This window comes from Streptomyces sp. NPDC002669 (assembly GCF_042889165.1).
Classification (GTDB): Bacteria; Actinomycetota; Actinomycetes; order Streptomycetales; family Streptomycetaceae; genus Streptomyces.
Window position 1 is genome coordinate 39,484 of record NZ_JBIAQQ010000027.1, and the last position, 11,417, is coordinate 50,900.

An 11,417-nucleotide genomic window follows, 5' to 3' on the forward strand; every position below is an offset into this window, starting at 1 on the left:
GGGGTCGTACAGCATGCCCACGGCACTCAGGAGGCAGCCCTCATGACCACCGCCAAGGACATCATGCACACCGGGGCCACATGGATCCCCGCGCACGAGACGCTCGACCGGGCCGCGCAGCTGATGCGCGACCACAAGGTCGGTGCGCTGCCCATCTCGGCCAACGGCGAGCAGGACCGGATGATCGGCATCCTCACGGATCGCGACATCGTGGTCGGCTGTGTGGCGATGGGCCACGATCCGTCGAAGATGACCGCGGGCGACCTCGCCCACGGCACCCCCCGCTGGATCGACGCGGAGGCCCAGGTGGAAGAGGTCCTGGACGAGATGCAGACCCATCGGATCCGCCGGCTCCCGGTCGTCGAGAACAAGAAGCTGATCGGCATGATCAGCGAGGCGGACCTGGCGCAGCACCTCAGCGAGGAGCAGATCGCCGGCTGGGCGGAGAAGGTCTACGCGCGCGGCTGACCGCACCTGCGGACACCGGCCCGACGACGGCCCGTCGCCCCTCTCGTCCGAGGGAGTGACGGGCCGCTTCGCGCCCGCGCGAACACCGTTCCGGCACCCACCCCATCAGGCCCGGAACCATTGGGGCGATACGTTTCCGCGCCCCTCCGCGTTCCTCCGCGCGCGAGTGATACCCGGCGGGGGTAGGGTGCTCGACATGACCCTGAGTGGATGTGCGACGTACGGACAGTTGTCCCTGTTCGTCTCGCTGCTCATCGGGATCGCCCACCTCCTCGGGTGCGTCCCGGCGCGGTTCACTCCGGTGGCCGGTCCGGTGCCCCGTCCGGCCCCGGTCCGTCCCGCCCCGTTGTCGGTGCTGCGCATATAGAGGGGCGCCTCCCCCTCTGCCCCGTGGCAAGGGGATGCCGCCCCTCCCCCAGCAGACCGGAATACCGACAACACCCCGAGGTGCACTCTCGTCATGCGCACTCCCCCCACCCGACGCGCCGTGCTCGGCGCCGCTGTCGCCACCGTCGGCACAGCAGTGCTGACCTCCTGTTCCGGCGACGGCGACACCGCCGCCGGCAAGAAGACCGCCGGCGCGAACGCCGGTGGCACGAGCCACGGCAGCGTGAACCACGGGGCCTCCCCCGGCAGGAAGCCCAAGGGCGAGTACGTCTCCCCCGACGGGGAGGAGGTCGCGCGGGCCGAGGCCCGGCGGGGCTCCGGCCCCGTGCGGAAGGTCGATCTCGTCGCCACTCCGTCCCGGCTCGACCTGGGCGGCCTCACCGTCGGCTCCTGGGCGTACGAGGCCCGGCTGCCCGGCAAGGAACTCCGGGTCACGAAGGGCGACACCCTGGCCCTCACCCTCGCCAACCACCTCCCGCACGACACCTCGCTGCACTGGCACGGCCTCAACGTGCGCAACGACATGGACGGCGTGCCCGACCTGACCCAGCCGCCCATCAAGGCCGGTGCGGAGTTCCCCTACCGGTTCACCGTGCCGCACGCGGGCACGTACTGGTTCCACCCGCACACGGGCGTCCAGCAGGACCGCGGGCTGTACGCGCCGCTGATCGTCGAGGACCCGAAGGAGCCCCTCGAGTACGACAAGGAGTGGGTCGTCGTCCTCGACGACTGGGTCGACGGGGTTGACGGTTCGACCCCGGACTCGGTGCTCGACGAACTGAGCGGCGGCAGGGGCGGCATGGACCACGGCGGCGGCAGCCACGGAGCGCCCGCCGCCTCCTCCAAGTCCGCCGGGTCCGGCAAGGGCCCCGAGTCCGCCCGGCGCCGTTCCGGCCCCTCCCGGCTGAAGCGGGGCTCGTACAGCGAACTGCTGAACAGCCACGGGGGCGACGTCGCCTACCCGCACTACCTGATCAACGGCCGCATCCCGAAGTCCCCGACCTCCTTCACCGCCAAGCCCGGCGACCGGATCCGGCTGCGCATCATCAACGCGGGCGGCGACACCGCGTTCCGCGTCGCGCTCGGCGGCCACCGGATGACGATCACCCACACCGACGGCTACCCGGTCCGGCACACCACGACGGACGCCCTGCTGCTGGGCATGGGCGAGCGCTACGACGTGCTGGTCACCGCCAAGGCCGGGGTGTTCCCGCTGACCGCGCTCGCCGAGGGCAAGGGCGCTTCGGCACTGGCCCTGCTCCGCACCGGGAAGGGCACCGCGCCCACCGCGTCCGTACGGCCCGACGAGCTGTACGGGAAGCTGGTGCAGGCGTACGACCTGGACCCGGACGAGTCGGTCACCCTGTCCCGGCGCGAGCCCGACCGGATCATCCGGTTCAGGCTGACCGGCAGCATGGAGGAGTACGACTGGGCCTTCGACCACGAGCCGTACGACCCGAAGCAGCGCCACCCGGTGCGGGAGGGCGAACGGGTCAGGCTGGAGTTCTTCAACGTCACGGAGATGTGGCACCCCATCCATCTGCACGGGCACTCCTTCGGCCTCGTGGGACCGGCGGGGCCCGCGCACCGGGCCACCCGGCGCGGCCGGACCACCTGGGCGCGCAAGGACACCGCGATCATCCGGCCGAACAACTCGCTGGCCGTGGAGTTCGACGCGGACAACCCGGGGCTGTGGATGCTCCACTGCCACAACATCTACCACTCGGACGTGGGCATGATGACGGTCCTCGGCTACCGCCGCTGACCGGCCCGCCACCCCGTTCCCGGTGGGCCCGCGGCCCCTGTTCCGCGGCCCACCGGGACATCGCGTCAATCAGACGATTACACTGGTGCGCGTGCCTCAACTACGCCTCGCACTGAATCAGATCGACTCGACCGTCGGTGACCTCGCCACGAACGCCGAGGCGGTCGTCCGCTGGACCCGGCACTCCGCCGAACAGGGCGCCCACCTGGTGGCGTTCCCCGAGATGATGCTGACCGGGTACCCCGTCGAGGACCTGGCCCTGCGCCCGTCCTTCGTCGAGGCCTCGCGCCGGGCGCTGCGGGCGCTCGCCGTCCGGCTCGACGAGGAGGGGTTCGGGGAGCTGCCGGTCGTCGTCGGTTACCTGGACCGTTCCGAGACGGCCCAGCCCCGGTACGGCCAGCCCGCCGGCTCCCCGCAGAACGCGGCCGCGGTGCTGCACCGCGGGCAGGTCGCGCTGACCTTCGCCAAGCACCACCTCCCCAACTACGGCGTCTTCGACGAGTTCCGGTACTTCGTGCCGGGCGACTCGATGCCGGTCGTACGGGTCCACGGCGTCGACGTGGCGCTCGCGATCTGCGAGGACCTCTGGCAGGACGGCGGCCGGGTGCCGGCCGCGCGCGCCGCCGGCGCCGGACTGCTGCTGTCGATCAACGCCTCGCCGTACGAGCGGGACAAGGACGACACCCGGCTGGAGCTGGTCCGCAAGCGGGCCCAGGAGGCCGGCTGCACCACCGCGTACCTGGCGATGATCGGCGGTCAGGACGAGCTGGTCTTCGACGGCGACTCGATCGTCGTCGACCGGGACGGCGAGGTGATCGCCCGCGCCCCGCAGTTCGCCGAGGGCAGCGTGGTCCTCGACCTGGACCTGCCGGCCGCCTCCGCCGAGCCGCCGTCCGGCGTGGTGAACGACGGGCTGCGGATCGACCACGTGGTGCTCTCCGAGGAGCCCCTCCCGGCGTACCCGGCGGAGCTGACCGGAGGGTACGCCGAGCGGCTGGACGACGACGAGGAGCTGTACTCGGCGCTGGTCGTGGGCCTGCGCGCGTACGCCGCGAAGAACGGTTTCAGCAGCGTGCTGATCGGGCTCTCCGGCGGCATCGACTCGGCGCTGGTCGCCGCGATCGCCTGCGACGCGCTGGGGGCGCAGAACGTGTACGGCATCTCGATGCCGTCGAAGTACTCCTCGGACCACTCCAAGGGCGACGCGGCCGAACTGGCCCGCCGCACCGGGCTGAACTTCCGCACCGTGCCGATCGAGCCGATGTTCGACGCGTACATGGGTGCGCTGGGACTCACCGGCCTGGCCGAGGAGAACCTCCAGTCCCGGCTGCGCGGCACGATGCTGATGGCCGTCTCCAATCAGGAGGGGCAGATCGTCCTCGCGCCGGGCAACAAGTCCGAGCTGGCGGTCGGCTACTCGACGCTGTACGGCGACTCGGTCGGGGCGTACGGCCCGATCAAGGACGTCTACAAGACGGCGATCTTCCGCCTCGCGAAGTGGCGCAACCGGGCCGCGGAGGAGCGCGGGCAGGTCCCGCCGATCCCGGAGGCGTCCATCACCAAGCCGCCCAGCGCCGAACTGCGCCCGGACCAGGTGGACACGGACTCGCTGCCCGACTACGACGTGCTGGACCGGATCCTGGAGCTGTACGTCGACCGGGACCGGGGCCTGGACGAGATCGTCGCGGCCGGGTTCGACGAGGAGCTGGTGGCGAAGACCCTGCGGATGGTGGACACCGCGGAGTACAAGCGACGCCAGTACCCGCCGGGCACGAAGATCTCCCCGAAGGGCTTCGGCAAGGACCGCCGCCTCCCGATCACCAACCGGTGGCGCGAGACGCGCTGACCGGGGCGGAGACGGACGGCCGGGGCCGGGGCGCTTGCGAGCGCCCCGGCCCCGGCCGTGCGCGTCGGCCCGCGCCCCGGGTCACAGCCGGACTCGGGCCGCGATCGGCAGGTGGTCGCTGGCCGTCCTGTCGAGCGTCCACGACGACACCGGTTCGACGTCCTTCACCAGGATCTGGTCGATCCGCGCCATCGGGAACGAGGCCGGCCAGCTGAAGCCGAAGCCGTCGCCGGCGGCGCCCTGGGTGGAGCGCATCCGGGCGGTGACCGCGTTCAGCGCGCGGTCGTTCATCGTGCCGTTGAGGTCGCCGAGCAGGATCACCTTGTCGAGCGATTCGCGGGAGATGGCCTCGCCCAGGGCGTCCACGCTGTTGTCGCGCTGGTTGGCGGTGAATCCGGCGTGCAGTTTGACCCGTACGGACGGCAGGTGGGCCACGTAGACGGCGACCTCGCCCTTCGGGGTCGTGATGGTGGAGCGCATCGCCCGGGTCCAGCCCATCTTGATGTCGACGGGGCGGGTGGCGCTCATCGGGTACTTGCTCCACAGGCCGACGGTCCCCTGCACCGCGTGGTACGGGAAGCGTTCGGCGAGTGCCGCCTCGTACGCGGACACCTTGCCGCTCGGCAGTTCCTCCAGGGCGATGACGTCGGCTCCGGAGTCCGCGACGTGCCGGGCGGTGCCCGCGGGGTCGGGGTTGTCGGCGTTGACGTTGTGGGTGGCCACGGTGAGGTCGCCGCCGGTGCCCGACTTGTCGGTGAGCAGGCCGCCGAAGGCGTTGAGCCAGACCACGACCGGCAGCAGGAGGGCGATCAGCGCGGTCGCCGAGCGGCGCACCAGGGCCAGGACCAGCAGCAGCGGGATGAAGACGGCGCACCAGGGCAGGAACGTCTCGGAGAGGCTGCCCAGGTTGCCGATGGTGTTCGGGATCTCGGAGTGGAGGGCCATCACGAGGGTGAGCAGGACCGAGCACAGGGCGAGGACGATGCCGCGCCGCCAGATGCCCCGGTCGTCGGCCAGCCTGTCGCGCAGGGCCCGCAGCCGCGCTGCCGGGCCGCCGCGTTCCGGCTGGGGCCCCGGCGCGTGCTCCGGTCCCTGCTCCGGTTCCGGTTCCGCACGGTCGTTCCCGGTGTCCGCTCCGTACGCCTGCACCATCGCGCTGTCCTCACTGCCTTGCCGTGCATGTCGCCGCGCCCACGACCCTAGGCGATGGACGACGTGTTTCCTGCCGTTCGCGACGGCCGTACTGCCACGAGGACGAAAGGCGGGGTCCGGCGGGTTCCGGCCGGGCGGATTCCGTCCGGGCTTGTGACACAACGATCGCATTCGGGCAGGTCGGCCCGGGGCCGGGCGCTCTCAGTCGGCGGCGGGCGGGCGGGGGGCCAGTCCCTCCATCAGGAGCCGGACGATGCGATCGGTGAGGTCCTCGGGCAACGACGCCTCGGGCCGGTGGACGGTGCGTACGAGCATGGGCCCCAGGAACAGGTCGTTCATCAGCTCCACGTCCAGGTCCGCGCGGAGCTCACCGGCGTCGACCGCGCGCCGCACCGCGGCCAGCATGGCGGCGCGGCGCGGCGCGATGACGGTGCAGTGGTACTCCGCCCACAGCTTGGGGTGGCTCTTCATCTGTGCGAAGACGTTGTGCAGCAGGGCCGAGGAGCGCTGGGCCAGGCCGCGGCGGCGGATCGACTCCAGCAGCAGCCGCAGGTCGGCGAGACCGGCGGTGCCGGAGACGACGGGTTCCGGCGGCTCGATGTCGCGCAGGACGTCGACGAAGAGCTCCTCCTTGTCGCTCCACCGCCGGTAGATCGTCGCCTTGCCGACCCCCGCGGTCCGGGCTATCCGCTCGATGGACAGGCTGCCGAGCGGTTCGCCCGCCTCCAGCAGCCCGGCGACGGCGTCCAGGATCGCCCGTTCGACCGCCGCGCTGCGCGGCCGGCCCCGTCGGGGTTCCGGGTCCTTCCGGGACGGACGGTCCCGTTCCTCTTCCTGTGTCCGCACGTCGTTCCACCTCTCACCACACCGTCCGACCGCCGTTCCGATTCTCGCCGACGGTGGTGGCGGCGCTGTCGGCCGCCCTCGGGCCCCGGGGCCAGCCCGGGCCCCGAGGGCGGGTGTCTCAGCCTCTCGGGGTCGTCCCTGCCGCGCGCACCGGCCGGCCGCCCTTCCCTGAGCCGCCGGGCTCCTGCCCCGCGGCCGGCTTCCCCGGCAGGAACAGGGCCACCACGAGGGCGCCCACCAGTGCGATGGTGGCCGAGCCGATGGCGGTGACGTGCATGGCCTTCAGGAACGCGTCGTTCGCCGCGTCGATCAGCGGGGCGCCCGCCGCGCCCATCCGGTCCGCGATGCCGAGGGTCGCCTCGATCGACTCCCCCGCCGTCTCCCGGAGACCGGCCGGGAGCGCGCCGAGGTGCCCCTCGATGTCGCCCCGGTAGACGGTGGAGAGCACCGAGCCGAGCACGGCGACCCCGAGCGCCCCGCCGACCTGCCGGAACGTGTTGTTCACCGCCGAGCCGGAACCGGCCTTCTCGCGGGGCAGCGCCTGCATCACGGAGACCGTGACCGGCGTCATGACGTGCGCCATGCCCGTGCCCTGCACGAAGAGGAGCAGACACAGCACCCAGACCGGCGTGGTGCCGTCGAACAGCGCGAACGCCGCGAGGCCGATCGCCACCAGCAGCATGCCGACGGTGCACACGGCACGGGCGCCGAAGCGGTCGACGAGCAGCCGGGCCCGGGGTGCGAAGATCATCTGGGCGGCGGCCAGCGGCAGGAGCATCAGGCCCGACTCCAGCGCGCTCCAGCCGCGCACACTCTGCATGTAGAAGGCGGAGAAGAAGGTCACCCCCATCAGCGCGAAGAAGACCAGCGCTATGGCGGCCACGGCCGCGGAGAACGCCGGCTCCTTGAAGTACGAGATGTCGATGGCCGGGTGGGTGCTGCGCTTCTCGTGCCAGACGAACCCGATCAGGACCAGCAGACCGCCGGCGATCGACAGGAGCACGATGGCGTCGGTGAAGTCGGCGAGTTCGCCGCCGCGGATGATGCCGTACACCAGCAGCACCAGGCCGACGATGGAGAGCAGCACGCCGATCGGGTCGATCCGGCCGGGCCTGGGGTCCTTGGAGTCCGGCACCAGCAGCACCATCGCGATCAGCGCCACGATCACCACGGGCACGTTGACCAGGAAGATCGAGCCCCACCAGAAGTGTTCGAGCAGCAGTCCGCCGGTGATCGGGCCGATCGCGATGGCGAGCCCCACGCTGCCGGCCCATATTCCGATGGCCCGGGGCTGCTCGTCGCGCTCGAAGACGTTCATCAGCACCGCGAGCGTGGCGGGCATGACGAAGGCGGCGCCGAAGCCCATCAGGGCGCGCCAGGTGATCAGCTCGCCCGGCGAGCCCGACATGGCGGCCAGGGCGGAGCCGACGCCGAAGAGCAGGATGCCGAAGAGCAGCACCTTCTTGCGGCCGATGCGGTCGCCGAGCAGGCCGGCGGTGAAGAGGAGCCCGGCGAACACGAGCGTGTAGGAGTTGATCGCCCACTCCAACTCGCTCTGGGTGGCGCCCAGTCCGGTGGGTGCGGGGCTGGCGATGGTCTTGACCGCGACGTTCAGGATCGAGTTGTCCAGCACCACGATGAGCAGGCTGAACATCAGAACGACGAGGATCGCCCAACGGCGGCGGTGGATCGCCTCCGGGACCTGGGGCACGGCGGTGCGAGCGCCGGACGGTATTGACATGCCAGGAGCCTAGCCGGTTTCGATACGAGACCGTCTCGTATTGGAAAGACTTTTACGACAAGAGTTCTTTCGACCGGGCCTTGAGCCCTCGTCCGGTGCCCCACTTCCCGCGAAGGGGCACGGGATGCCACCATGGAACCGGTCCGGGGACGCCGTGAGGGCGCCTCGAGATGACGAAGGAGCCCACAGCAATGTCGCTTCAGGCTGCGCGGAACCAGTCCGCGAACACCTCCGCGGGAACCCCCGCGAACACCCCTGCGGGAGCTCCCGCCGACAGCAGCAAGGCGCTGTACGGAGGGAAGAGCACCCGCCGCGTCTCCGTCCACGACATCGCCGCCGCCACCGGGCGCGGCGAGAAGTGGCCGATGCTCACCGCCTACGACGCGATGACCGCGTCCGTCTTCGACGAGGCCGGCATCCCGGTCATGCTCGTCGGCGACTCCATGGGCAACTGCCACCTCGGCTACGAGACCACCGTGCCCGTCACGATGGACGAGATCGCGATCCTCTCCGCCGCCGTCGTCCGGGGCACCAGGCGCGCCCTGATCGTGGCGGACCTGCCCTTCGGCTCGTACCAGGAGGGCCCCGTCCAGGCGCTGCGCAACGCGACCCGGCTGATCAAGGACTCCGGGGTCGGCGCGGTCAAGCTGGAGGGCGGTGAGCGCAGCCACGAGCAGATCAAGCTGCTCGTCGACGCCGGGATCCCGGTCATGGCCCACATCGGCCTGACCCCGCAGTCCGTCAACGCGATGGGCTACCGGGTGCAGGGCCGCGGCGAGGAGGCCGCCCAGCAGCTGCTGCGCGACGCCAAGGCCGTGCAGGACGCGGGCGCCTTCGCCGTCGTCCTGGAGCTGGTGCCGGCCGAGCTGGCCGCCGAGGTCACCCGCATCCTGCACATCCCGACCATCGGCATCGGGGCCGGTCCCGACACGGACGCCCAGGTGCTGGTCTACACCGACATGGTCGGGCTGACCGGTGGCAAGGTGCCGCGCTTCACCAAGCAGTACGCGAACCTGCGCAAGGTGCTGGGCGACGCGGCGAAGGAGTTCGCCGAGGAGGTCGTGGGCGGCGCCTTCCCGGCCGCCGAGCACACCTTCCACTAGGGCCTTTCGTTTGGCTCCGGCCTGATCCACGAGAGGCCCCGGGGCGCACCGCCCACAGCGGGGCCGCTGCCCCACGAAAGCGCCCCCGACCTGCGAGAAGGGCCGGGAACCAGACCATTTCCCGCACCACCGACAGCCCGCCGACATCCCCCATCGGCGGGCTGTCGGCCTGCTGTCGGCGGCCTGTCGGTGAGGGCTGGTGCCATGGTCGGCATGACGCGAATCGACAAGAACCCCAGGAGCGGCCCGAACGCCGTCGAGGTCCGGGGACTGGTCAAGCACTACGGCTCGACCAGGGCGCTGGACGGTGTGGACCTCGACGTGCGCGAGGGCACCGTGCTCGGCGTGCTCGGCCCCAACGGCGCCGGCAAGACCACGCTCGTGCGCTGCCTGTCCACCCTGGTCCGGCCCGACGCCGGGCACGCCGTCGTGGCGGGCTTCGACGTGGTGCGCCAGCCCCGGCAGCTGCGCCGCACCATCGGCCTGACCGGTCAGTACGCCTCGGTCGACGAGAAGCTGTCCGGCCGGGAGAACCTCTACATGATCGGGCGGCTGCTCGACCTGTCGCGCAAGGACGCCCGGTCCCGGGCCGACGAACTGCTCGAACGGTTCTCGCTCACCGACGCGGCCGGGCGCGCCGCGATGGACTACTCCGGCGGCATGCGGCGCCGGCTCGACCTGGCCGCCTCGATGATCGGCCGCCCGGCCGTCCTGTATCTGGACGAGCCGACGACGGGGCTCGACCCCCGTACCCGCAACGAGGTCTGGGACGAGGTGCAGCGGATGGTCGCGGAGGGAACGACCGTGCTGCTCACCACCCAGTACATGGAGGAGGCCGAGCAGCTCGCCGGCGAGCTGACCGTCATCGACCGGGGCAGGGTCATCGCCCACGGCGGGGTGGAGGAGCTGAAGACCCGGGTCGGCGGGCGCACCCTGCAGATCCGGCCCTCGGACCCGGCACACCTGCCCGCCATGACCCGGGCGGTCCGGGAAGCGGGCCTGGACGGGCCCGGAGGCGTGCAGACCGTCCCGGACGAGGGGCTGCTGTGCGTACCGGTCCTCAGCGACGAGCAGCTGACCTCGGTCATCGGCCTGCTCGGTGCCCGGGGTTTCCCGCTGACGCGCGTCACCACCGTGCTGCCCAGCCTGGACGAGGTGTTCCTGGCCATCACCGGCGAGAGGACGAACCCTTCCGCCGTCGACACGATCCCCGAGGAGGTCGCGGCATGAGCACGACGACCCTGTCCCCCGTTCCCGTCGGCCCGGCCCCGGCGGCGCCGGTCCACGACGAGGGCCGGATCGGGCTGCGCGGCAGCCTGCGCCACATCGGCGCGCTGGCCCGGCGCAATCTGCTCCAGATCAAGAAGGATCCGGAGTCGATGTTCGACGCCCTCCTGATGCCCGTCGTCTTCGTCCTGCTGTTCGTATACGTGTTCGGCGGCTCGGTGGGCGGCAGCATGGGCGGCGGCCGGCAGGAGTACCTGAACTACCTCGTGCCCGGGCTGATGTCGATGATGGGCGTGAGCATCGCCTCGGCGGTCGGCACGGGGGTCAACGACGACTTCCGCAAGGGCGTCATGGACCGGTTCCGGACGATGCCGATCGCCCGCTCCTCGGTCCTCGTCGCGAAGATCGTGGTCGAGCTGGGCCGGGTGATGGTCGCCACCCTGATCCTGCTGGGCATGGGCTTCGCGCTCGGCATGGAGCTCCGGAACCCGGTGCTCGGGCTGATCGGGGCGGTCGCGCTGTCGGCGGTGTTCAGCGCCGCCATCATGTGGATCTTCATCCTGCTGGGGCTGGTCATGAAGACGGCCCAGGCGGTGCAGGGGACGGGGATGCTCGTGCTGATGCCGCTCCAGTTCGGTTCCTCGATCTTCGCCCCGACCGAGACGATGCCGGGCTGGCTGCGGACCTTCACCGAGTACAACCCGCTGTCCAACCTGGCGGACGCGATGCGCGGCCTGATGATGGGCGGGCCGGTCTCCCACTCGGTGTGGGTGACGCTCGGCTGGGCTGCGGCGATCACCGCGGTGGCGGCGCCGCTCGCGGTGGCCCGGTTCCGCGGGAAGGGCTGACGGACAGCCCCGGCCGGGCCTTTTCCGGCCGGGG

Annotated in this window: 10 protein-coding genes; 7 read left to right on the forward strand and 3 right to left on the reverse strand. The window is 71.4% G+C overall.

Annotated features, from left to right (window positions below):
• The first annotated feature begins 42 nt into the window (after positions 1 to 42).
• From ACFYW1_RS30950 to ACFYW1_RS30965, 4 genes are all read left to right on the forward strand, one after another.
• Complete coding sequence (locus ACFYW1_RS30950) at positions 43 to 468, forward strand: CBS domain-containing protein (protein WP_389000520.1); 426 nt, start codon at positions 43 to 45, stop codon at positions 466 to 468.
• Positions 469 to 664: 196 nt separating this feature from the next.
• Positions 665 to 835: a hypothetical protein gene (locus ACFYW1_RS30955; protein ID WP_187438496.1), complete on the forward strand. Its 171-nt coding sequence runs from the start codon at positions 665 to 667 to the stop codon at positions 833 to 835.
• 93 nt (positions 836 to 928) lie between these two features.
• Positions 929 to 2,620, forward strand: coding sequence for a multicopper oxidase family protein (locus tag ACFYW1_RS30960; protein WP_389000523.1), 1,692 nt, complete (start codon positions 929 to 931; stop codon positions 2,618 to 2,620).
• Between the two features lie 91 nt (positions 2,621 to 2,711).
• Complete coding sequence (locus tag ACFYW1_RS30965) at positions 2,712 to 4,466, forward strand: NAD+ synthase (RefSeq protein ID WP_389000526.1); 1,755 nt, start codon at positions 2,712 to 2,714, stop codon at positions 4,464 to 4,466.
• Positions 4,467 to 4,547: 81 nt separating this feature from the next.
• Here the strand turns inward: ACFYW1_RS30965 and ACFYW1_RS30970 are convergent, their stop codons facing one another.
• The 3 genes from ACFYW1_RS30970 to ACFYW1_RS30980 form a co-directional block, all read right to left on the reverse strand.
• Positions 4,548 to 5,618: an endonuclease/exonuclease/phosphatase family protein gene (locus ACFYW1_RS30970; protein WP_389000529.1), complete on the reverse strand. Its 1,071-nt coding sequence runs from the start codon at positions 5,616 to 5,618 to the stop codon at positions 4,548 to 4,550.
• A 201-nt stretch (positions 5,619 to 5,819) separates the two neighbouring features.
• Positions 5,820 to 6,464 carry a TetR/AcrR family transcriptional regulator gene (locus tag ACFYW1_RS30975; protein WP_389000532.1) on the reverse strand — a complete coding sequence of 215 codons (645 nt, stop codon included), beginning with the start codon at positions 6,462 to 6,464 and terminating at the stop codon, positions 5,820 to 5,822.
• A gap of 118 nt (positions 6,465 to 6,582) precedes the next feature.
• On the reverse strand, positions 6,583 to 8,205 hold the full coding sequence (locus ACFYW1_RS30980) for a DHA2 family efflux MFS transporter permease subunit (protein ID WP_389000535.1): 1,623 nt from the start codon (positions 8,203 to 8,205) through the stop codon (positions 6,583 to 6,585).
• 191 nt (positions 8,206 to 8,396) lie between these two features.
• On the opposite strand from ACFYW1_RS30980, the gene panB reads away from it, so the two are divergent.
• The 3 genes from panB (at position 8,397) to ACFYW1_RS30995 (ending at position 11,383) form a co-directional block, all read left to right on the forward strand.
• Positions 8,397 to 9,308: a 3-methyl-2-oxobutanoate hydroxymethyltransferase gene (gene panB, locus ACFYW1_RS30985; protein WP_389000538.1), complete on the forward strand. Its 912-nt coding sequence runs from the start codon at positions 8,397 to 8,399 to the stop codon at positions 9,306 to 9,308.
• A 204-nt stretch (positions 9,309 to 9,512) separates the two neighbouring features.
• Positions 9,513 to 10,538, forward strand: a complete 1,026-nt coding sequence (locus ACFYW1_RS30990) for an ATP-binding cassette domain-containing protein (protein WP_389000541.1) — start codon at positions 9,513 to 9,515, stop codon at positions 10,536 to 10,538.
• On the forward strand, positions 10,535 to 11,383 hold the full coding sequence (locus ACFYW1_RS30995) for an ABC transporter permease (RefSeq protein ID WP_389000544.1): 849 nt from the start codon (positions 10,535 to 10,537) through the stop codon (positions 11,381 to 11,383). Before ACFYW1_RS30990 ends, ACFYW1_RS30995 begins: the two co-directional genes overlap by 4 nt.
• Positions 11,384 to 11,417: the final 34 nt, after the last annotated feature.

Bases quoted from the DNA above. Each gene is read 5' to 3' on its own strand.
- ACFYW1_RS30950 (WP_389000520.1), top strand. From the start codon at position 43: ATGACCACCGCCAAGGACATCATGCACACCGGGGCCACATGGATCCCC.
- ACFYW1_RS30955 (WP_187438496.1), top strand. From the start codon at position 665: ATGACCCTGAGTGGATGTGCGACGTACGGACAGTTGTCCCTGTTCGTC.
- ACFYW1_RS30960 (WP_389000523.1), top strand. From the start codon at position 929: ATGCGCACTCCCCCCACCCGACGCGCCGTGCTCGGCGCCGCTGTCGCC.
- ACFYW1_RS30970 (WP_389000529.1), bottom strand. From the start codon at position 5,618: ATGGTGCAGGCGTACGGAGCGGACACCGGGAACGACCGTGCGGAACCG.
- ACFYW1_RS30980 (WP_389000535.1), bottom strand. From the start codon at position 8,205: ATGTCAATACCGTCCGGCGCTCGCACCGCCGTGCCCCAGGTCCCGGAG.
- panB (WP_389000538.1), top strand. From the start codon at position 8,397: ATGTCGCTTCAGGCTGCGCGGAACCAGTCCGCGAACACCTCCGCGGGA.
- ACFYW1_RS30990 (WP_389000541.1), top strand. From the start codon at position 9,513: ATGGTCGGCATGACGCGAATCGACAAGAACCCCAGGAGCGGCCCGAAC.
- ACFYW1_RS30995 (WP_389000544.1), top strand. From the start codon at position 10,535: ATGAGCACGACGACCCTGTCCCCCGTTCCCGTCGGCCCGGCCCCGGCG.